This window comes from Candidatus Eisenbacteria bacterium (assembly GCA_026388185.1).
In the GTDB taxonomy this organism is placed as follows: Bacteria; Eisenbacteria; RBG-16-71-46; order JAFGJU01; family JAFGJU01; genus JAPLKG01.
Window position 1 is genome coordinate 60,684 of the sequence record JAPLKG010000005.1, and the last position, 20,793, is coordinate 81,476.

General features: G+C 56.6%; 17 protein-coding genes and 1 pseudogene. 2 read left to right on the forward strand and 16 right to left on the reverse strand.

Going from position 1 to position 20,793, the window contains the following annotated elements; all coding sequences use genetic code 11:
• Window positions 1-25: 25 nt before the first annotated feature.
• Both ssnA and NTX17_02065 read right to left on the reverse strand, forming a co-directional pair.
• Complete coding sequence (gene ssnA, locus NTX17_02060; GenBank protein ID MCX5800162.1) at window positions 26-1,354, reverse strand: putative aminohydrolase SsnA; 1,329 nt, start codon at window positions 1,352-1,354, stop codon at window positions 26-28.
• 162 nt (window positions 1,355-1,516) lie between these two features.
• Entirely contained in the window at window positions 1,517-4,108 is a 2,592-nt protein-coding gene (locus tag NTX17_02065; protein ID MCX5800163.1) for an FAD-dependent oxidoreductase, read from the reverse strand.
• 321 nt (window positions 4,109-4,429) lie between these two features.
• On the opposite strand from NTX17_02065, the gene NTX17_02070 reads away from it, so the two are divergent.
• Window positions 4,430-5,071 carry a hypothetical protein gene (locus NTX17_02070; protein ID MCX5800164.1) on the forward strand — a complete coding sequence of 214 codons (642 nt, stop codon included), beginning with the start codon at window positions 4,430-4,432 and terminating at the stop codon, window positions 5,069-5,071.
• Window positions 5,072-5,193: 122 nt separating this feature from the next.
• Entirely contained in the window at window positions 5,194-5,406 is a 213-nt protein-coding gene (locus NTX17_02075) for a hypothetical protein (GenBank protein MCX5800165.1), read from the forward strand.
• Between the two features lie 94 nt (window positions 5,407-5,500).
• On the opposite strand, the gene NTX17_02080 is transcribed toward NTX17_02075, so the two are convergent.
• The 14 genes and pseudogenes from NTX17_02080 to pyrB all read right to left on the reverse strand — a co-directional run bounded on the left by NTX17_02080 (window position 5,501) and on the right by pyrB (window position 20,582).
• Window positions 5,501-7,177: a hypothetical protein gene (locus tag NTX17_02080; protein ID MCX5800166.1), complete on the reverse strand. Its 1,677-nt coding sequence runs from the start codon at window positions 7,175-7,177 to the stop codon at window positions 5,501-5,503.
• Between the two features lie 157 nt (window positions 7,178-7,334).
• Window positions 7,335-7,475: pseudogene (locus NTX17_02085) on the reverse strand (type II toxin-antitoxin system PemK/MazF family toxin).
• Entirely contained in the window at window positions 7,420-7,665 is a 246-nt protein-coding gene (locus tag NTX17_02090) for a ribbon-helix-helix domain-containing protein (GenBank protein ID MCX5800167.1), read from the reverse strand. Before NTX17_02090 ends, NTX17_02085 begins: the two are co-directional and overlap by 56 nt.
• Before the next feature lie 274 nt (window positions 7,666-7,939).
• Window positions 7,940-8,701 carry a TatD family hydrolase gene (locus NTX17_02095; GenBank protein ID MCX5800168.1) on the reverse strand — a complete coding sequence of 254 codons (762 nt, stop codon included), beginning with the start codon at window positions 8,699-8,701 and terminating at the stop codon, window positions 7,940-7,942.
• Window positions 8,698-9,972: a hypothetical protein gene (locus tag NTX17_02100; protein ID MCX5800169.1), complete on the reverse strand. Its 1,275-nt coding sequence runs from the start codon at window positions 9,970-9,972 to the stop codon at window positions 8,698-8,700. The genes NTX17_02095 and NTX17_02100 overlap by 4 nt, the downstream gene beginning before the upstream one ends.
• Window positions 9,969-10,832, reverse strand: a complete 864-nt coding sequence (locus tag NTX17_02105; protein MCX5800170.1) for a hypothetical protein — start codon at window positions 10,830-10,832, stop codon at window positions 9,969-9,971. Before NTX17_02105 ends, NTX17_02100 begins: the two co-directional genes overlap by 4 nt.
• 1 nt (window position 10,833) lies before the next feature.
• On the reverse strand, window positions 10,834-12,702 hold the full coding sequence (locus NTX17_02110; GenBank protein ID MCX5800171.1) for a P-loop NTPase fold protein: 1,869 nt from the start codon (window positions 12,700-12,702) through the stop codon (window positions 10,834-10,836).
• Between the two features lie 268 nt (window positions 12,703-12,970).
• On the reverse strand, window positions 12,971-13,237 hold the full coding sequence (locus NTX17_02115; GenBank protein ID MCX5800172.1) for a zinc ribbon domain-containing protein: 267 nt from the start codon (window positions 13,235-13,237) through the stop codon (window positions 12,971-12,973).
• A gap of 132 nt (window positions 13,238-13,369) precedes the next feature.
• Entirely contained in the window at window positions 13,370-14,398 is a 1,029-nt protein-coding gene (locus NTX17_02120) for a hypothetical protein (GenBank protein MCX5800173.1), read from the reverse strand.
• 339 nt (window positions 14,399-14,737) lie between these two features.
• The gene (locus NTX17_02125; GenBank protein MCX5800174.1) at window positions 14,738-16,117 is read right to left on the reverse strand and encodes a pyridoxal-phosphate dependent enzyme; all 1,380 of its coding nucleotides are present in this window, start codon (window positions 16,115-16,117) and stop codon (window positions 14,738-14,740) included.
• Between the two features lie 16 nt (window positions 16,118-16,133).
• Window positions 16,134-17,405 (reverse strand): threonine synthase, encoded by a 1,272-nt coding sequence (gene thrC / locus NTX17_02130; protein ID MCX5800175.1) that lies wholly within the window; start codon window positions 17,403-17,405, stop codon window positions 16,134-16,136.
• A gap of 68 nt (window positions 17,406-17,473) precedes the next feature.
• Window positions 17,474-18,478: a carbamate kinase gene (gene arcC / locus NTX17_02135; protein ID MCX5800176.1), complete on the reverse strand. Its 1,005-nt coding sequence runs from the start codon at window positions 18,476-18,478 to the stop codon at window positions 17,474-17,476.
• A 124-nt stretch (window positions 18,479-18,602) separates the two neighbouring features.
• On the reverse strand, window positions 18,603-19,583 hold the full coding sequence (locus NTX17_02140; GenBank protein ID MCX5800177.1) for an ornithine carbamoyltransferase: 981 nt from the start codon (window positions 19,581-19,583) through the stop codon (window positions 18,603-18,605).
• Window positions 19,584-19,601: 18 nt separating this feature from the next.
• On the reverse strand, window positions 19,602-20,582 hold the full coding sequence (gene pyrB, locus NTX17_02145; protein MCX5800178.1) for an aspartate carbamoyltransferase: 981 nt from the start codon (window positions 20,580-20,582) through the stop codon (window positions 19,602-19,604).
• Between the last annotated feature and the right edge of the window lie 211 nt (window positions 20,583-20,793).

Genomic DNA, 20,793 nt, shown 5'->3' on the forward strand with positions numbered 1-20,793 from the left:
TCTCGTGGCGGTCTCAGAAGCGGCACTATTGAATTCGAGACCAAACCTTGGCGGCCAGCTTCCGTGATCTCGCGGCGATCTCCTCCTCGTCCAGGGAGAGAATCTGTTTGTTCTGCATGAGGATCTTTCCGGCGACGATGGTGGTATCCACGACGGCATCAACCATGCCGAAGATGAAATGCCCCAGGAAATTGCCCGCCTCCAGCGTGGTGGGCGGGATGTAGTCGAGGATCGCGAAGTCCGCAGCAGCTCCTCTTTCGATGACGCCGAGCCGCGCGGGGAACAACTTGGCGGCTATCGCGGCATTGTTCCAGAGCAGGAGCTGGGGTGCTTCGCAGAAGGCGACACGTGGATCACGATTGTCGAGCCGGTGCAGCAGGTAGGCGCATCGCATTTGAGCCGGCATATCGGACGCCATGCCGTCGGTGCCCAAACCGACCAGAATTCCCTTGGCCATCATCGCGAGCACCTTGGCTACTCCCACCGCGTTGTTCATGTTTGATTCCGGATTGTGTACCACCATCGTCCCGGTATCTTTGACAAGATCCATCTCCCGCTCGTCGATGTTGACGCAGTGAATGTAGAGCGAGTTCTTCCCGCAGATGCCGCGAGTTACCAGGCGCTCGACGGTGCGAATCCCGTATTTCGTCAAGGAATCCGTATGGTCTTCGAGGCCTTCAGCCACATGAATATGGTAACCGACGCCGTAGCGTTCAGCCACGGCGCGACACCCGGCGAGCGTATCGTCCGATACGGTCATGGAGGCATGGAGGCCCATCATGCCGGTAAGGAATGGCGATTTTTCGGCAGCCATCCGCTTGAGAAACCGTTCGTTTTCCGCCAGGCCACCGGCCGGTACGTTGCGATCCGACACTTCATAGCAGAGGGAGGCGCGAATGCCGCTCTCCAGGACAGCTTTTGCGATCAAGTCGAGGCTGCCGTCACGGCATGAGGGGCTGGCATGGTGATCGATGATGGCGGTGGTGCCGTTGCGGATGCATTCGATGAGTGGAATGAGTGCGCTCAGATATACGTCATCTTCGAGGAGTGCCCTGTCCAGCTTCCACCAGAGGCGCTCCAAGATCTCGCCGAAGCAGCGCGCGGGCTCACCAGGCGGCGCAAATCCCCGCGCCATGGTGCTGTAAAGATGGTGGTGAGCGCAGATGAAGCCGGGCAGGACCACCTTGTTACGAGCATCTACCTTGACTTCGCAGGCATAGCGTTCTCTGAGATCTTTCGCCTGCCCTACATCCGCAATCAAACCATCCTTGACATATACTGCACCATCGTTGATGACTTGGTTGTTCCGCCCCAGAGTTATAACGATTCCTCCAGCAATCAAGTAGTCGCTCATGCGTGTCCTCCTCATCACGATATTACCGCTTCGCCAACATGCCACGACGACAGATTCCGGCATCCCGGTCTTAAGATCATGGCGATCAAATCAAGTATGAGAACCTTCGAGTCTCGACCTGCCCGGCGCCGGGAACGATCGAAACGCCCCTATTCAGCGGAATCAAGCTTCGCGAAGCGCCTGCGTCTCTTCCGGAGTTCGATCCCGCATGCTCAATGCCAGTGCGAAGCAGAGGAAATTGCACATACTACAGCCGATGCATCTTTCCGGATCGGTCACGGGATAGCCGTCATCGCCGTAGCTGATCGCCAAATAGGGACAGTGCTTACAATTGCCGCATTGCAGGCACACCTCGCGATCCACCTGGGAAATCCGTTTCACCGAGGAAAGCGCCATGAAGTCCGTGACGGGTTCCGGCAAGGCGATGCCGATGAGTTGCCGCACGGAACGCAGGCCGCGTTCGAACATGAGATGGCTGAGTCCCGAATTCAACTCATCGATGATGCGGTAGCCGCTCTTGGTTACCAGCGAGCAGAATTGGACGGTCTTGCAGCCAAGTGCGAGGAAATCGGCAGCGTGTTTGTAGTTGACCGGCCCACCGTTGCCTGAGATCTCAACGCCCAGCGGCGCTGCTTTTGCCAGCGAGAGGTAGCTGATATTCAAGACGCCTTCTCCCCCCATGCCCACGATCACGCCTTCTTCCCATTCTTTCTTTTTTCCGGGCCGGAACACCAGGGTCGGAAATGTATTGGCCAGGGTAATTCCTGCTTTCTTGCCGTGGTGGCGGTCGAAAACCTGCTTGATGGCGGAAACGATGGGGGCGATGGAGGTGACTGCACCGGTCAGTTTGAAGAGCTTGGGGATCGAACCGTCACCGGCCGCCAGCACCCAATCGATGATTTTGGCAGACAGCTCGGCGTTCTGAGACACAATATCTCCCTGGGTGCCGTCGCCGCCTTGCGGGCAGGAGAGGCTGTACTCGATGGCCATCGCACCTGCATTCTCCAGCTTCCGAGTATTGCTCTGCCAACCGCGCTTGTCGCTCTCATCGTTGCCGGTCACGGGACCGCCGGTCGATGCCGCGGTTAGGCGGTCGGGATATAGTTTGATCAGCTGGTCGATCTCGCGGCTCACTCGATCCAGTGGATGACCGGAGACATTATCGCAATTGGCGAAGGTTGCATCGCCGAAAGCAAACATGTATTCCGCCGGAATATGGATGGGCACGTTGTCGAAGGAGGTCTTCATGATGCCGCCGGGCCATCCTGCTTCGTATGCTTTCTTCATCTGATCGAATCCGTCGGTCGTCGGTGCTGCCGAGAGCAAGAAGGGTGAAGCGATCGTTCGCCCGAAGAAGTCGGTCTCGAGCGGCACCGGCCTGAAGTTGTAGCCAGGGATCTGGATGTAGCTCTTGACGAATCCGTTAGTATTTCGCTCGAAATGAGGAATCGGCGTTCTCCGGACGTAAGCATCCACTTGTTCAGCGACGTTCTTGCCGGCAGCCGAAGCTTCCACCACCGTGGTCGGGCCTTCCACGCAATCACCTGCATAAAATACCGCCGGATGCTGCACCCGAGGCATCGCACAGCGCGCCCCGATGGCAATGATAACCTTTTGGATATCACGCCGGATCGCTTCGCTGCCAGGAATCGGCGTCACTGCACCGGGCCGGAATTTCACGCCCGCTTGCAGCTTTACCTTCACCGTCGAGATACCGCTGACAGTGCCATGTTCAGAGAGGATCTCGCTTACCCGAATCCTGCCGTTCACATCGATCCCGCTCTTGGTCAGCTCGCCCATCTCTCGGCTGGTGAGCGGCATTTCACTGAGGTTCTCAAGCGCGAACAGCTCGACCCTGCCGGCACCCAGCGTCAATGCGGTCATCGCACAGTCGAAGGCCGTGGCGCCGCCGCCGATCACCGCCACGTTGCCACTCACTTCATATATTTCGGGCCTCTTGAGAAACGGAATCCCCATGATCGCCTTATCCTCATTTGGGATACCTAGGGGGATCGGCGACCACAATCCCACCGTGACGATCGCCACATCAAACCCGGCACCCAGAAGTGCCAGCGGATCGGTGATCTCCTTGTTCAGCTCGACCCGAATATCGCCTAATCCGAGGCTCCAGTCGAAATCGGTCTTCAAAACCTCTTTGTCAAGGCGGAAGTCGGGGATGAGATTGCACATGCCGCCTGGGGTGGAATCCCTCTCGAAGATGGTCACGGCATAGCCCTTGCGCCCCAGCATCGAGGCGGCAGCCAAACCTGCCGGACCTGCGCCAATCACGGCAACCCTCTTGCCATTGGGATTCACTGCCTCCATCACCGGCATGACCCCCAATCGTTTAGCCTTTTCGATGAGCGTGGCCTGCACCATCGGGATATTTACCGCGCCGTCCAGCTTCTTGTGCACGCAGGCCGCCATGCAATGCTTGTCCGGACACACCTGCCCGCAGATGCCGCCCAACGGATTCTTCCCCATGATCAAGGCAGCCGCGTGCCTGATGTCTGACGGCGATCCAACCTGAGAAGCAAGGATGAAGTCCGCCGGTGAGCAATCGCACGGACAGGCGCCCATGCATGGCTTATCCTCGCAATACTCGCATTTCTCCAGCTCGGCTCGTAACTGAGCCTCTGTCATAAATAAATTGACTTCGTAAATGGAGTCCCCGCGATCGCTGGGCAACCTCGTCCGTCTCCGGATGACATCGCTCGCCATGATGTGCTCTTCTCCTTTACTGACGTAGTCCATGATGATCTCAATGAGCTATCGACATTATCATCGGGTCGGAGATCCTGCACAGGCTGTTGTTTCTGAACCTTAAAGGATTCCGGACGATACTTCAACCAGAAGGTGTGAGTGAATCCGACGAGCGGCAGAGTTGGTTCTTGGATTTTGCCGTTGGAAAATTGGGGGAACTCCTTCGATACCCAAACATCTTGACACGGAATCGAATTTCCTATAGGGTCAGGACGTTCTATCACTAGCCGTGGGGCAAAGAGGAGCGCCGTCGATTGGCGCCGTCCCTCTCGCTTCCCGGTAATATTCTATCTCTATCCAGGAGGATGCGACATGAGGATCTCTCGAATCGTTCTAATCGTTCTTGTTGCAGGTCTAGGCCTGTGCTTTGCGCTACCGGTCGCAGCTCAGTACATCGGTGTTCTGCAGTCCGCCGAGACGAACGATCGCGGCACCTTCAAGCTCATGGTTGCCCCGATCATGGTATTCGGTAAGAACGGAGCAGACGACGAGTTCGGAGTCGCGGCTCGTGGTGGGTATGGATTCACCGACCGCTTCGACGCCGAAGCCAAGCTGGGCTTCTTCGAGAATAGTACGTACGTCGGCGCGGATGGCGAGTGGTGGATTCTGAGCGGCAAGGAAATGGATACCGGCCTGGATTTCTCGTTGACGGGAGGCGTCCACTGGATGTTCGCGGGGGAAGGGAATTTCGACACCATGGGGCTCGACGTCACGCCGCTGTTGAGCGGGCACGTGAACGAGAAGATAGAGCTGTGCGGTGCGCTGGATGTCTCGTTCGAGTCGATCAATGATGCCCCGCCGGGGGTCGACGACACGTTCACGAGATTGCACCTCGTGCCCGGAATCGAGTACCACCTGTCCGACGTAGTCGACCTGGTCGGCGAGATTGGTATCGGGCTCAACGACAACTCGTTTAGCTATGCGGGCGCCGGCATCGCTTTCTACCTCCGCTGATAACGAGTGGTGTGGTGGTCAGATTCACCTTCTGTTCGTCGTCGCCGTTGCTGTCTCGTGTCTCCGGCTGACTCGGGCCGGGGCACGTGCAGGCGGCGCGTGGATAGGAAAGGATAAGTGAAATGAAATCCATTGGAATCTTGCTCGTGGTCCTTGGAGTCCTCGCGCTGGTCTACGGCGGAATCAACTACAACAAGAACCGGACGGTCCTCCAGATGGGTTCGATGAGCGTTACCGCCACGGAGCGCAAGAGCATTCCAGTCCCGGCAGTCGTCGGTGTGGTTGTGCTGATCGGCGGTGTCGCACTTCTGGTGACCGGCAAGCGCCGTTCCTAGTCTCTGTGATCCTCGACGGGACATCGCAGCGGGCGATCATGAAGAGCCCGTGCGGGTCTCAGAGGAATGTCGATCTTCTCGCCCCGGCCGCGCCTTAGTATTCCACGATCTCCGGCCTGATTCCCATGAACTCGATCGACCGGAAGCGCTTCTCTCCGAACGCGGTGTAGGAGAACGCGGCATGATCGATCGGGAGTCTCGGATACCAGGCGAAGCGCAGTTGCACCGGCCCGATCCCGAAGCTATCCTTGTGTAACCGGACCCCCAGCCCCAGCCCCGAGTAGCAGTTCTGCGCGAGGATACTCCTGCGCCCGGAGCCGATGAAATCCAGGTCCGCGAAGGTGAAGAACGCGAAGGTGACTCCTTTCGCCCTCCAAGGGGTGAATGCGACGGATTCAAGGTTGAGCTGGAGGCGCCTGGTTCCGGTCACAGTGCTGTTGTAGACCACGCCACGAATGCTCTCGTCGCCGTTGAAGTTAATGCTGTCGTCCGCGTAGCGGTGGATCCCGGTGGTGTATCCCGCTTTGACGAACTGACGGAACCGGAACCCTCCGACCTGCAGAAGATTGCTGAAGTAAAGGGTCTGCAGTCGGATTACTCCCTGCTCGATCTTTCTGCCTTTGGGATATCCACCCATGCGCACCTCAACGACCCCGTATCCCAGTCGGCCGATCTTCTCTCCCGCCGCCAACGTGGCGGATGCATAATGACTCTGGGTGAACTCCTCGTTGGCCAATCCGTACGTGACGCGGGCGAGAAAACCGTAGGGGATATCCTCCGTCCGGCCAAAGTTGTACAGTAGATTCGCGCGGTAATACGAGCTCTGGATGTAGGTGAGGCTTCCCAGAACGTGGTCCATGTCGTGATACTGATAGAAGGTGAATGGCGTGACCGGCGGGCGTTTGGTGAACTTTAGATGCCGGACCCGGCCCGAAAGGAACAGGGTGGGGCGGCGCCCGGTCGCTTTCTGAATGCGCCATTGATGGACCGGTCTTCCCGCCCAGAGATCGATCAGATCGGAAGTGTTATCGGCTGCGGAAAGTAGTGAATCCGGTACTGCGATCGAGGTCCGCCTCAGGTCCAACCCTCCGGCGTATCGGAGGACGGGAGAGATAAGCTCGCGGGAGAGTACGAGGCCCGCCGTTTCCTTGCCGGGCATTTTCACGTACTCCAGTTTTCCGGTGATGAACGAGCCGTGGATGTTTTGCATGGAATAGTTCGTGTCGAATCCCAACCGGGGGGTGGCGTTGGGGTCCAGAGTGGCCGCCACGGAAACCTGGTGCCCCAGCCCGAGGAGGTTTTTCTCGGCCAGGCTGACCTTCAGGCGGTTTCCCTCTTTCAGGCTTCCTGAGAGCTGGAGGGTCCATGTTTCCTTCACGATGACCCGCACGTCGGCCGAATCGCGGCTTTCGGGAATCCGCACCACGACGATTCGGGCATCTCCGATAAACGCCAGGTTCCGGAGGATGCGCTCGCTGTCTGCCAGCCGGAAGGGATCGATGGCGTCCCCCTCCTTGAAGAGGAGGGTCTGGCGAATGGTGGTCTCGCGGGTCTGGAAGTTCAGGTGGTTGAGGGTCCTCTCCAGCCGCGATTTCGTCGATCGGGTAGTATCGTCGACCGACGGGCCGAATACATCAAGGTTCGTGACCAGGATCCTCCGGACGCGCTTTCCCGCATAACGGAGGAATTTCCGATCGCTCCGCTCCAGCGCAGGTCCCTGCTCGCTCTGCTCAACCTCGACGGAATCCGTTTCCGCGCGCACCGCGGGCACGCTCGGTTCCGCGAAAACGCACTCACAGGAAGCTCCAAGTATCAGTAACAACACGAGAAGGATCACTGAGCGTCGGTACATTCCCGCCTCGCATCCCGTGTCCGTTTGTCCGCCCTGGGACCGATGTGGTGAAGCCAACCGTCAGGTCACGGACGGCTTAGGTTCCGATAATCTCATTCAAGCCATCAACGGCTTGACTCAACTCGTCTGGGGAAACAACCCCGATCTTCTTGCCAACCCTCTCAACGGAGAGCGTTCGAATCTGGCTTGTCTTTACCCATGAACGCTTCGGCCATTGCCTTCTCAAAAGCGGGATCAAGCTTTGCACATTCCCGCGCAAGCCGGTTGCGATCAATCCGCTCCAGCTTCTCACGCACTGCCTCCTGAATCGCACGGCTACGGCTGCGAAAGACACGGTTCTTGACAAGTTGATCTATGCGTTGAACCGAGGCCACGTCCAATGTGATCGCTACTTTCGCCTTTCCCATGGGCACCTCCTGGTATTACCACATATCATACCATGGAGTCTGTCAAGTGGAGAGCTTGAATGAACCTAAAGGCTCCGGCAAGGGGTTCGGCGCGTCAGCAACTAACACCCTCTATGTGTACTCTGTCAGAACGTTCCATTTCTATGCATAATCTCATATGAGGAGTTTGCTACGCCTTGGAAGCCAACAACATCACTTCTTCAAGAACCGTCCATACGCTCCACCCCCAAGAGTCGGGGCGCAATCCTCCCCGTATTGGGTTTCTCCAGCGGCATCAAGTCTCCCTAGTGCGTAACATGCGAGCTCTTTCGTTTCCGATCAATGCGAGTAGATTGCGCTTCATCTGCAGGCATACGTCGTCCGTCGTCGTTCCCCACAAGAGTGCGACAGCGTCTGCGATACTGATCGCTTCCCAAGGCATCAGAGCGACAGTGCGATTCTTCGCGAACGGTCCGTCTGTCTCTGGAAGTATTCTGTCCATGGGTAGTTCCCGAAGTATTGCACAGCCTGTCGCCCCGCGTAGCATAGCAGGCCCAACACTAAACCAACATCCGAGAGCTACTGCACGGCGGGCCTGTTCAACAGTGCCTGAAAACCAGTGCAATACCGGCGTACTCTCTCGACAATACTGTTCAACGAGATCAAGGACGCGGCTTGCGGCGTTTCTCGAATGGATGCTTAGGATCTTCCCTCCGACCCGTTCGCACTTATTCAGTACCTCCCTGAGAATCGACTCTTGCAATGGCATGCTCTCCTGATGCCTGCGAGATCCATCAAGACCAATCTCACCCACAAACCCAGCTTTAGGAATGCAGGACATCAGCAATGCGCGTTCACCTGCCTTCTTGCCGACGACCTCTGGATGCATCCCCACAGCAACCTTGATGTTGTCATAGCCGGCAAACACGCGCGAAGTAGCCTGCCACGCCCGAGGACTGGTCGTGACAACAAGAGTGAAGGCGTTGCAGGCCGCAACTCTGGGTAAAATCTTCAGCGCGTCAGGGTAGAGGTCGAGGTGGCAGTGAAAGTCAATCATATGACGCCGTGGCTGGTGAGGAGCTGGCCCAGTTCATCCATGCCGCGCGCCACAACGTCTTCGTATCGGCCCCGTTCGTCGGGAAGAGCAAAAGACAGTGCTCCGCCTGTGAATCGACGTATTCCCTTGTCCTGGTAACGGAGATATGCGGTAGCCGCTGCGGCCACATCGCTGGATTCTGAGAGGGCAAGTCGCTGACAGCAGTATCCCTTAGCTGTCGTATCGGGTAGGTTCGCCTTGAGGAACGCGGCGCGCCGAACCATGCACGGGACACACTCACCGCAGTGCGTGAGCTTGTGTCGCTGGTACTTCCCGCAGCTTATGGAGTCTCCTATCAGATTCGCGAGTCTTGCTTGGTCCGAGCAATCCACGAGCAAGTCTCCCTTGGTTTTGTCACGGTACGGGAAAGACATCTTCGCTTGGATGCCGAGCCCATCCCAGAGTGACTGAATGCCCTTCATGTAGACAGGATGTGTAGTTTTCGTGCTCAGACTTCCGAGACGACCCGGCCCAAGAGGGACATTGAGGCTAATGAAACCGTTTTCTGGCACAACAAGCTCCGCAGGTCGATTCTCAGTCGACGAAATTGCCGATGCTGCGAGCGCTCCAAACGCGAAGAAAACTATCGATCGAGCTCTTGTCGATTTCTCTGAGGGTCCCGGATGGTTTACAGCAAAACTCCATTGACAATGCCGACCCGCGCCGCCCAGGGCCACTGCGTATTTTTCTTGGGTTGCGCGGTCTCCTCTAACCACTTGCGAAACAAATAGTGGGTTCCTGCCCGCGGAAGTCAAATCGAGAGCCCCAACCAGGCTGTCGATTCCGCCCGAAAGCAAGCATACGCAATCCGCATCACTCTTCTGTGGCTTCTTCGCCTTGGGGGGCTTCACGCCTCCCTCTAGAAAGTGCAAACTCCAGAAATCACCGGTCAAGAAACGGAGAAGTGACTCCAACTCGGCGCGCCTGGCATCCCAAACAGCAGGCTGTCTGAGGCAGACACTCAGTTCGATCATTCGGGTCCATCCGTCCGCGCTGTCCTTTCGCGGAATGGCCTTATCAGCGGCGCCAACCGACGAGGCGATAGTTGCGAAGTCCCATGCCTGAGTTGACGGCGCGAGACCGGCTCGTCGGATATCTGTCGGCAAGGAAGGCGCAATGTGCCCGACACTTTCACATCCTGAAGGAGCGTACGAATACAGGGCAAAATACTCGACATCAGGGTCGAGGGCGTCCGGAAGGAGTGAGATAGGGCAACACATGACTCTCTTCATAGTGAACCCTCATAGACCAAGAAGGTGTTCTGCGCAGCACTTTGCAGTATAGACTGAAGCTCGTCCGATCCGGCGTTTGGAGTTTTCTCCCGGAGGACTTCGATCTGCGCACAAAGCTCTGCCTTGAGGTACTCTTGCATTTCATTCATCCGTGTCACTAGGTCGCGAGGACTGAGCGCCGAGTCCTCGAATACCTGCCCGATGTCCAGACACAGACGATTGAATGCTTCGTAGCCAAGAAAAGATTCGATGAGCGCCCAGATCTTGTCATCCCCCAAATGAAGAAGATCGACGTTGGGATTATCTGTCAGCAAGTCTCCCATCGCTTGTGCCATGGATTCACGGCAGGCGGCCTCGTCCAGACTGCCGCCGCCCGGCGCTGCCCGACGTATGATTTCGTCGGCCACCTCCTGCGCGCTTGCATTTCTTCCAGTAAGGGATGTGACCCATTCGTTAATCGCTGGATCGGTCCCTTCGCGAGCCGATTGGAGGAGGCCAAACAGGCTTGCCCCTGTTCTGGTGGAAGTGCGCAGGCGGTTCGCCGCGTTCCGTGTGCCGCCCATGCCCGTACGGGAGTAATGTCCGACTGCTTCTCGGAATGAGTCTTGCTTTCCTGAGCGCGCGAAATCGCTCAGGGCGCGGCGGGCGTTGTAGAAGCGTCGTGGTGGCGCAAGTTCCGCCGGCTCGGGGGCCGGTTGCGGAGGTCGCTCTGGCTGATTGTTCCCTGAATCGCTATCGCCGTCTTCCTGGCCGTTCGGCTTCATTACGTCGCTGGGCTGTGGCGGCGCGATCTCGTTCAGCCACGGGGGATCAAATGGGACCCCGCCTCCCGGACCATTGCTCGAGCCTGAAGTGCCCATACTATCTCCCTTTGCCCAACCCGCTGATTGCGTTCTTCACAGGTTGCGGTGACTGGTCATCCGCGGCCCAACGCTTCAGCAGTTCCTTTGCCCACGGCTCACTCCGAATCATGGGAATGAACGGAGCCAGTCGTTTGGATGGATGGATATCGTTAAGGAGGTTCACAAATGAAGATCCTAGCTCTGGGAACGCTCTCGGGACGTGCAGGGCCTGGACCAAGATAGTCAAGTCCCACTGTCTTGATCTGGCACGACGGCGCATGCGATTCAGGATTCGTTCGCCTTCGGCCTCACCCAGAGACCTCAGCCGCTCCACGAGAGGTGGCAGAAAATTGTTCGCTTCCAAGATCGCATCCAGCAGTGCCCGTCCTTCCGCCGAGAGCTCATCAAAACTGGCCAGGGATAAGGCCCTATCACGGCTCAGATAGAGAAGTGGGCGCAGATCAGTGTCAGCCAGTCTAGGATTCAGCTTGAGCCACTCCCGAACGAAGGGATCATCCCAGCTTGGGTCTGGCACGTCGAACGATTCGCCCTTTGCCAAAATAGGCTCAATATAGGCTAAGCACGCTGCCTTTCCATCCTCACGATCGGCAACCTGTTTGACTAGGTATTCGAACGCTGCCGGGGGCGCACAGCGTTCGAACAATTGCAGCTTCACAAGCTGGTCGAATGCAATGGTCATCCCTTGCGCCCTTGCGACCGTATCCCGAATCATCAAGCTATTGAGGAACCGCTTGATGAGGCGCGGATTCCCGGCAATGCGGTCAGCAGACACCATCAAGCTGGCGAGCTGGTCGGCCAGATCAATCTCCATGCTGACCTTCGTGGCATCCGTCCCGAAGGCTTCTTCTATTCTCTTGCGCGTAAGGCCACCCGCCCATGACCGACGGACTGCATCAAGAATGACGGTCTCTGCACGAATGCGTGCCTCCCTAGTAATATCGCCCCGTTTCTCTGCCAGTTCGGCGAGGAGCAGTATGAGGTACCCTTTGACTTCGGTGGCGCCCAGCCTAGGGACTCTCAAGGGAACTTGGATTAGCTTGTCAAAGTAGCTGGTAACCAGGTCGTCGGACAGGTCAACGTTGCCAAAGTGCGTGCGCACAGCGCCACGAATCATCTGTTCGTCCGCGGCAATGATGAAGGCGGTATGCGGAAGGAAAAGAAGCAAACGCATTGCCTCGAGCGTCGAGATGGCGGTGTCTGGCAAGCACCGGTCGACGTCATCGACCAGCACAACGAGGGTGACATCCAAGCTGAGCAGCAGCTCCTCGAACGTGGCTCGCAGCTCTGCGATTTCCTGCGGCAGAGACTTGGATTCCTTCTCCTTCAACAGACCGGCAAGCTCCGGCTGGAGGGTGGCGTAGGCATCCGTGACTTTCTTCAGATCCTCCGCGCTTGGTGTACCTCCTGCCTTGCAGAGCCCGCCGACGGCCCCGATAACCGCACCGATCGGGCCGCCCACGGTGCCGCCTAGTAGCGCACCTGAAACGGTTGGTGCCAGTAGCTTTCCAACGCGAAGCCAATTCACCCGCTTGGCGAATTCCAGAGCTTTGTCAACATGAGTCTGGCGCCGCTCGGATTCGGCGACAAGTCCGTCCGCAACAGATTGGAGCAACGCCATACGAGCATCGTCGTACCCCTGATAGAGCCAAGCGTTGAATTCGAGGAATACGTACTTTTTCCCATCGGCATCGGATTTCCTCAGCGAAGCCCCGATCATCTTCACTAACGACGACTTCCCTGAACCCCAGTTGCCTGAAACGCCTATGGACAATGGTTCTCCTCCAGATTCGCGCACCAGCTGTGCCGCCGTATCTGCTACAACCGTGAAGTTGAGAAGATCCTTTGTCGTTTCAACATCATGCCACATTGTAAATCCCTGCCTTCTATCTCCAGGCGCGATGGTTTCTTAGCCTGGTTCTACATCCGAGATTCCTGTGTTCTTGAAACTCAGCTTCCTGGACCACTGCTGTCGCTTTCTGCCTGAACGGCAATCCCCCTGCCTCAGCAGTCCTGCATATTGCACATGACCATCATAATGAATACATCGTTCCAACCACGGCTTGTACCATTTCCAAATGAGTGCCCGTAGAGCATCTTCCTTACGCTGCCCTCACCGAGACCTTCTAGCTAGGCGGTCAGGCACGCCATCGCTTGAGAGTGGGGAGTGTCTTGGTCATCAGGGTTCTTGCTTGCTCTTCCGGCATGATGTTCATCTGCACCATGACTGCGACGCACTTGTCGATCATGGCTTGCATGGCGATTTCGGGTTCTGTGAACCGTCCGTTTTGAAAGCAGTACGTACAGTAGTCCTTAGACTTGCTTCCGTCTGCCTCGGTGCCGAAGAGGTCTGGGCTTTCCATCGGCATCGCACAACTCTGACAGAATGGTCCTTTGGGTTGCATTGTTGTAATCTCCTTTCCGCGAACGAACACAAGAATCAGCCCCCAGTGTAACGAGTCGGCTGGATTGCCTTGTTGGGGAATGGGTTAGGTCGTTCTCTCTACTGTCTGTCTAGGACTTACACATATGTTTCCCTAGTAGCCTTTATCTCTAGCCCATCCAGACTCCCCCTCACATGCAACGCAGCCAACATAGTAACTGTCCTCCAGGTCGCCGGTAGAGAGGCTACGGCACCAAGCGCATCGGCCAACTTCTTCAGAATCATACTTAGCAAAACACCGTGAACAAATCCAGGTGTCATTGACTTGGACCACCATCTCGCATCCGCCGCACTCCCCGCAATGAGCCACGATTGATCGTTCAGGATCGTGTTTGTCGCACACGAAATCCTTGGTGAGAAACGCCTGGACGTCGTTCTCGTCAAATTTGTGGCCGCATTTGTTACACTCATGCCAAGGCTCCGCGATTAGTTTGTTTTGCTCGCCACATTCAGGGCATTCAACCATCAAACCAGTCTCTTCGGCGTCGCAGACCAAACACTTATAATCTAATATGGGCGCACCGCCTGCCTCTTCTTCGAATGATTCAAAACGGCAAGAAGGGCAAATACCAAACAGTATTCCACGACTCTTGCGTCTCTTGATGCCTTCTGCAAGTGCCCGAAACTTTGCCTCGAGGTATTTTCGACGCTCGTGCATCGCCTTGTCGATTTCGACGATTCTCTTCTCGTAACTTTGAAATTGTTCGTTCCATCTTTTGAATATTCGGCTCACGTGGTACCAGGCCAAGTACTGCTCTCCCACGATCTTTTCGAGCTCGCTCTTGTTACCTGTAATTCCCGGGTGATAAAAATGGACCATCCGGTTTCGGTGGTCAGAGAGGCGCAAGAAGCACTCGTACTCCGCTTGGCTCAAGCCATCTTGGACAATTGATTCAAGCCGGGCTTTGGCATCCTTGATGCTGACGGACTGAAAATCTCCCGAGCGAAAGCTCTTAAGACTTGCTGTTTCAGGTCGGGTAATGATCAAAGTCCAATGTTCCCAAAGCAGGCGGGCCTTCATTATCAGCTCAACGGCTGCATGGAAATGGATTACAGAATACTTGGGTTCCTTATCGAATTCTTCCAATGATTTCTGAAAAAAATCAAAAGCGTTCTCCACCATAAGATTGAAGTCGTCTCTTACCGGTCTAGGTTTCTCCAAGCTGACCCCGCTATGAATGGCCTACATTTCGACATTGATCTTCAATACATCGATCCTAATCATCCCATTCCCGTTTTGTTTATCCTGTGCGCAACGTCGCGGGTGAGTGGTGGGGTTTTCCTTCCGCCCCAGCCGCTGGTTACAACCCTCACTAGAACTTCACCACGAATCGAATCCGCAAACCGTGGCTAACGAGATACCAAAACCTCTAGAGATACCAGTGAGTCAACGGAGCCCAGGGACCGCGTCTCTCGAACCACGCTGGGTCCTGATGTTCTCCGTGCCCTCTGTGGTGGCTAATTACCCCCGAGCCGCCTTCAGTCTCGCATCGATATCGCCAACCATTTGCTGTTGTTTGATCCACCATTCCTGGCCGAGCTGTGCGTCGAGTTCTTCAACCGTCTTGCCTTGTTGCTCAACCCAGGTATAGTATTTCAAGTTGTGCCACTGGCGGCGCATCTCGGTCGTGCCTTCGTGAATCCAGTCAATCGTTTTGTCGCGGAAAATCTGCACGCGCGCGGTCGCTTCGGCCTCGTCCATCTTGCCGAATCTCTTGGTCATTTCACCCATCACCGAGTGATAGCGATCGATCGCGTCTGTACAAATCGTGGCAATGGTGTCGTTCTTGCCGAATCCGTAGAACTTGGCTGTCTTGATAGCGCCGAGGATGTTGCACACGCCGCTGATGCCGAAAATCGTCGCCATTTCTTCAACTGATGCGCGCGGCACGCCAAAGCGTTTGACGAGCGTGTTCCGCCCGGCTTCTTCGGTGAGCAACTGCAAGCCCTTCTTGCATTCGATATCGTCGAGGCACATGATCGCGTCCATGTTCATCACGTTGTGAACCCACGTCACGTGCTTGTCGCCGATGCCTTGAATGTCGTGCGAGCCGTAGCCGTTGTTGTAAAGCGTGGGGCATTGAATCGGTTCAAGCCCGACGATTTTGTGATCGTGCCACACCTGCTTCAAGCGATCGCCTGCCGCGATCGTGCCCGAACTCCCCATCGCAGAACAGTATGCGGAAATTTCTCCGTTGCCGATGCCTTGTTGCTTGAGAACGTCCGCGAGTTCGACAATCGTGTTGCCTGTGACGTGATAGTGGAAGCGATAGTTGCCCATGACCTCGAATTGATTGAGGATGCGCACCTTGGGGTCCTGGCGGAGGCGATGCGTTTCGTCGTAAATCTCCTTGACGTTCGATTCCGAGCCGGGCGTCTTGATGATGCGGGCTCCATACGATTCGATCTGCCTGAACCGCTCCTGGCTCATGCCCTCCGGCAAAACGACGATGCTGTCAAAGCCCATACGGCAACCGACGTACGCGCCGCCGATGCCGTAATTGCCGGTCGAGGGCCACACAAGTGTGTGCGTGCTGGGATCCACTTCGCCGAACATCTGCTTTTCGATCAGCACGGAGTACGCCGCGCCGACTTTGTGCGAACCGCTTGGAAAATCCTTGCCGTAAAGTACGACGATGTTCGCGTCGACGCCGGTCAACTCTTTTGGAATCACGTGATAGTAAATGTTGTTGTTGCCGTCGCGCCACGTGATGTTGAACAGGTTGATCGGATCGAGCGGGTCTTTGGTTCTTGCTTCAATCGCGCGCTTGCGAATTTCCGGCACAATCTTGTTGGGGTGGAGCATTTCTTCGAACAAGGGGCCGAGAATTAGTTTAGACATTTGAGACTCCTTGATTCTACTTGAGGTTTAGTTGGTTGACTGCCTCCAGCGTGGGCTCGATGACTGTGCCCGCACCTGCAACTTTCATTGCGCTGGCGATATCTTTCAACCCGTTGCCGGTCAACATACAGACAACTGTTTCATCCGATTTCACGAGACCCTGCTTGACTGCTTTCTTCAATCCCGCATACGCGGTCGAGGCGGCGGGTTCGGAAAAGATTGCTTCGCCGCGCGCAAGCTCAGGAATCGCGGCGAGAATTTCATCGTCGGTCACGGTGAGGTACGCACCGCCGGTTTCGCGCACCGCACGCACCGCGCGTACGCCGTCGCGCGGCAAGTCCGCACTGATCGAATCGGCAACGGTTTGCGCGTTGACAGCGGTAATTTTCTCCGTTCCAGCTTTCCACGCGTTGTAGCAGGCCGCCGATCCTTGGGCTTGAATGCCGATGAGCTTGGGCATCTTCTCAATCCAACCGAGCGCAACCAGATCGCGGAGTCCCTTCCACAATCCGCTGATGATGTTTCCGTCGCCCACCGAAACGAAAATGCTGTCGGGGGCTTTCCAATCTCCACCCCGCTCCTCCCGCGTCTCAACAGGGGAGGGAGTCAGCTGCTCGCAAATCTCAAACGACGCGGTTTTCTTGCCTTCTACCGTGTACGGATTATACGCGGTGTTGCGGCAATACCACCCAAACGATTTGGATACTTGTAGGCACAAATCGAATGCTTGATCGTACGTGCCTTTGACGAGGAGGACACGCGCACCGAAAATCAACAGTTGCACGATCTTTGCCTGCGGCGCGGTCTGCGGAACGAAAATCATCGCCGGCATTTTCGCGGCGGCGGCGAGACCGGCGAGCGCCGCGCCTGCGTTGCCCGTGCTTGCCGTCGTGATGACTGCGACGCCGAGTTCGCGCGCTTTGGCGACGACGACGGCGCTGGCGCGATCTTTGAACGATGCGGTCGGATTGCGGCCATCGTCTTTGAAATACAAATTACTCAAGCCAAGTTGTGCACCGAGCGTGGTCGAGCGATAGAGGGGCGTCCAACCAACGTGAAGCGGCGGCGCAGATTTGCGCGCATCATCGAGCGGCAGAAGCGGTGCGTACCGCCAAATCGAAAAATCACGTGACTTGGAAATTTCTCGCGGGTTTGTCTCTTTCGCGATTTTCACGTAATCGGGAATCGTGTCGAGGACGCCATCGTCGCCGTGCTTGGGGCAGACGTAGCGGACGGCGTTGCTGTCGTACTCTGCGCCGCAAAGCGTGCATTTGAAATGATAGTCCATCGGGACTCCAGTCAAGGGTTCAGGTACGGGGTTTCAGGCCGGAGCGTACTATCTACGTGTTCACCTACTTACTTCCGAACAATGTGCGTCCCGGTTTCCCCGCGCAACGCGCGCCCGATATTTTCGGGATTCGTGATGATCGCGTGCTTGCCGCCGGCTTCGAGAAACCCGATGATCGCTTGCATCTTGGGCGCCATCGAGCCCTTGGCAAAGTGTGTGCCTTCGGCGAGATATTGCTTGGCTTCCGCCAGCGTCATCTTGTCGATCCATTGTTGGTTGGGCTTGCCGAAGTTGATCGCCGCTTTTTCGACCGCGGTCGCAATTAAGAACAAATCGGCGTTGACTTCGGCCGCGAGCAAACTCGATGCGAAATCCTTGTCGATGACTGCGGCAGTTCCCCGATACTCACCGTCGCCCACGTCGATGACGGGAATGCCGCCGCCGCCGACGGTGATGACGATGATGCCGTCCCTGAGCAGCGCTTCGATGGTCGTCTGCTCGACGATCTCCTGGGGCAGTGGCGACGGCACGACCCGTCGCCAACCGCGCCCGGCGTCTTCAACGACGCTCCAGTCCATTTCATTCTTGCGGCGTGCCGCTTCGGCTTGATCCATGAATCCGCCGATGGGCTTGGACGGATTCTTGAACGCCGGATCGTTTTGATCAACCAACACCTGGGTGATGATGGTCGCGCAACATTTTTTGATGCCGCGATGATGCAACTCGTTTTGGAGTGCCTGCTGCAATTCGTAGCCGATGGCGCCTTGCGTGTCCGCGCCGCACACATCGAGCGGGACTTCATGCATGCCTTCAATCTTCGCGGCGATTTCGGAACGGCGCAAGACAAAACCGACCTGGGGACCGTTCCCGTGACCGATTGCCACATCCCAGCCCTGCTCGACCATGTCGGCGATGTGGCGTGCGGTCTCACGCAACGCGTCATGTTGATCCTCGACCGATTGATGCGCCGCGTCTTTGATGAGCGAGTTACCGCCAATCGCTACGACGGCCAATTTGCGTTTGGGCGCGCGCTTGACGGTCTTTTTCGCTGTTGGTTTGGTTTGCTTGAGCATCTTCTTCGTTGGCATCTGAATTCCTTTTGAGTGCAATGGTGCGTTAGTTCGATAGTTTGGTAGTTTGATAGTGCGATAGCTGAACTCACCAACGAACGCACTATTTTAGGATTACACTATCGTACTAACTCATTGTGAGCGCCATTACCGCTTTTTGCGCGTGCAAACGATTCTCGGCTTCGTCGTACACGGCCGATTGCGGACCGTCCATCACGCCGTCGGTGACTTCGATGTTGCGGTCGGCGGGCAGTGGATGCATGTAAATGGCGTCCGGCTTTGCCAGCTTCATGCGGCGTTCGTCCGTGATCCACGACGAATACTTGCTGATGATCTTTGCGCCCTCTTTTTCGTCCGGCGAGTGCACCATCGCGCCCCAGGATTTGGCGTAGACAATATCGGCGTCTTTGAACGCAGCGTCCATATCGTCCGCCACCTCAAAGCCTGCGCCGAATTTCTTCGCTTGTTCGCGCGCTTGCTCCATGATCTCCGGCATCAGTTTGAATTCCGGCGGATGCGCAAGAACGACGTCCACTCCAAAGCGCGGCATTTGCAGGATGAGCGATTGCGGGACCGACATCGGCTTTTGGTACGATGAGGCATACGCCCACGACACGACCATCTTCTTGCGGCGCAAATCCCGTCCCTTCTTCTCGACGATCGTCATCAAGTCAGCGAGGCATTGGAACGGGTGATAGACGTCGCATTGCATGTTGAGAACCGGCACGCGCGATGCTTTAGCGACCGCGTTAAGGTAGCCGTTGCCCACGCGCCAGTCCACGTGGCGAATTGCGATGGCATCGAAGTAACGTCCGAAGATTTCGCCCATTTCTTTCGGCGTGTCGCCGTGCGCAATTTGCGTCGTACGCGATTCAATGAATGCGCCGTGTCCGCCGAGCTGCGCGATGCCGGCTTCGAACGAGCCGCGCGTGCGCGTGCTGGAGAAGAAGAACAGCATCGCCAGGACTTTGTCGCGCAGTATCGGGTGCAATTGATTGAGCGCGCGCTGGCGTTTCAAATCGAAGGCGACATCGAGCACGGTTTCGACTTCTTCCTTCGAGAAATCGAGATCGCCGATGAGGTCGCGACCGTGTAAGAAGGTTTGCATTATGTCATCTCCTGTTTACTATTCGACCGCTCCCAACACCATCGCAAGCAACGCCATGCGTATCACCACGCCGTTGAACGCTTCCTGCCAATAGCGCGCCCAGCGCGTGGTGTCGACGTCCGCCGGAATCTCGTCCATGCGCGGAAGCGAGTGGAGTAGAATCAAATCGCTCTTGGCTTTTCGCTCTAACAGCTCGCGCGTGATTTTGTAATTTGCCGGCGTGAGCGCCTTGTCCTTGGTCGCTTCTTGCCTCGCCTGTGTGTAGTCGGGCTGCACGACCGGCTCGACCAAGATGACGTCCGCGTCCGCAATCGCCTGCTCGACGTGATCGGCTTCGCGGAAGTTGAGCGAGTACTGTCTGAAATCGGCCTTGTACTCTTCCGGCATGCGCATGTCGGGTGACTTGGGAAAGAGCGCGTCGGGGCCCGGCGAGACGAACGTGACCGGGCAGTCGAATTGTGAGAGCGCGTAACCAAGCGAGTGCATCGTGCGCATCCGCATGTCGCCGACAGCGAGCCATTTCAAACCATCGATGCGTCCCCTTTCGCGCAAGACGGTGTAGAGATCGCTGAGAACTTGCGTCGGGTGTTCACCCCAGCCGTCGCCGCCGTTGATGATCGGCACGCTCGCCCATTTGGCCGCTTCTTGCGGCGCGCCTTTTTGGAAATGGCGCATCGCGATTACGTCGCCGTAGAACTCGAGCATCTTGACGGTGTCCTTGATCGATTCCTGATAAAAGTCCCCGGCGCGCGTCATCTTGAAGTCGGCAAACCCGGTGACGTGCCCGCCAAGGCGATGCATCGCAGCTTCGTGCGCGAGGCGCGTGCGCGTGCTGGCCTGAAAGAACGCGGCGACGAGCGTTTTCTCCTTCAGCATGTCGACGTTCTTGCGCCCGCGCGCGATCACTTCCATTTTTTCCGCAACGCCGAACACGTGAAAGAACTCGTTGCGTTCAAACTCCTTGAGCGACAGAATGTCGCGACCTGCAAAACTACGCATCGCAAATCCTCCTTGTTTGATTTGTCATTCCGAGGAGCTTGGTCAGTTCTTGTCGGAAAATGCAAATCTGAGCCGTAAACCTGCGTTGGGACACCGAAGGTGTGGGATGGTCGTTGCCAGACAACCCTCGTCCCCCGGAGTTTCGGATGATTATAGACCATTACGCTTGTCCTGACAACCTTAATGACCGTGTGATCGCGCCGGCACACGA

Excerpts from the sequence above, each read along its gene's own strand:
- ssnA (MCX5800162.1), bottom strand. The coding sequence starts at position 1,354 with ATGAGCGACTACTTGATTGCTGGAGGAATCGTTATAACTCTGGGGCGG.
- NTX17_02065 (MCX5800163.1), bottom strand. The coding sequence starts at position 4,108 with ATGGACTACGTCAGTAAAGGAGAAGAGCACATCATGGCGAGCGATGTC.
- NTX17_02070 (MCX5800164.1), top strand. The coding sequence starts at position 4,430 with ATGAGGATCTCTCGAATCGTTCTAATCGTTCTTGTTGCAGGTCTAGGC.
- NTX17_02075 (MCX5800165.1), top strand. The coding sequence starts at position 5,194 with ATGAAATCCATTGGAATCTTGCTCGTGGTCCTTGGAGTCCTCGCGCTG.
- NTX17_02090 (MCX5800167.1), bottom strand. The coding sequence starts at position 7,665 with ATGGGAAAGGCGAAAGTAGCGATCACATTGGACGTGGCCTCGGTTCAA.
- NTX17_02095 (MCX5800168.1), bottom strand. The coding sequence starts at position 8,701 with ATGATTGACTTTCACTGCCACCTCGACCTCTACCCTGACGCGCTGAAG.
- NTX17_02100 (MCX5800169.1), bottom strand. The coding sequence starts at position 9,972 with ATGAAGAGAGTCATGTGTTGCCCTATCTCACTCCTTCCGGACGCCCTC.
- NTX17_02105 (MCX5800170.1), bottom strand. The coding sequence starts at position 10,832 with ATGGGCACTTCAGGCTCGAGCAATGGTCCGGGAGGCGGGGTCCCATTT.
- NTX17_02110 (MCX5800171.1), bottom strand. The coding sequence starts at position 12,702 with ATGTGGCATGATGTTGAAACGACAAAGGATCTTCTCAACTTCACGGTT.
- NTX17_02115 (MCX5800172.1), bottom strand. The coding sequence starts at position 13,237 with ATGCAACCCAAAGGACCATTCTGTCAGAGTTGTGCGATGCCGATGGAA.
- NTX17_02120 (MCX5800173.1), bottom strand. The coding sequence starts at position 14,398 with ATGGTGGAGAACGCTTTTGATTTTTTTCAGAAATCATTGGAAGAATTC.
- NTX17_02125 (MCX5800174.1), bottom strand. The coding sequence starts at position 16,117 with ATGTCTAAACTAATTCTCGGCCCCTTGTTCGAAGAAATGCTCCACCCC.
- thrC (MCX5800175.1), bottom strand. The coding sequence starts at position 17,405 with ATGGACTATCATTTCAAATGCACGCTTTGCGGCGCAGAGTACGACAGC.
- arcC (MCX5800176.1), bottom strand. The coding sequence starts at position 18,478 with ATGCTCAAGCAAACCAAACCAACAGCGAAAAAGACCGTCAAGCGCGCG.
- NTX17_02140 (MCX5800177.1), bottom strand. The coding sequence starts at position 19,583 with ATGCAAACCTTCTTACACGGTCGCGACCTCATCGGCGATCTCGATTTC.
- pyrB (MCX5800178.1), bottom strand. The coding sequence starts at position 20,582 with ATGCGTAGTTTTGCAGGTCGCGACATTCTGTCGCTCAAGGAGTTTGAA.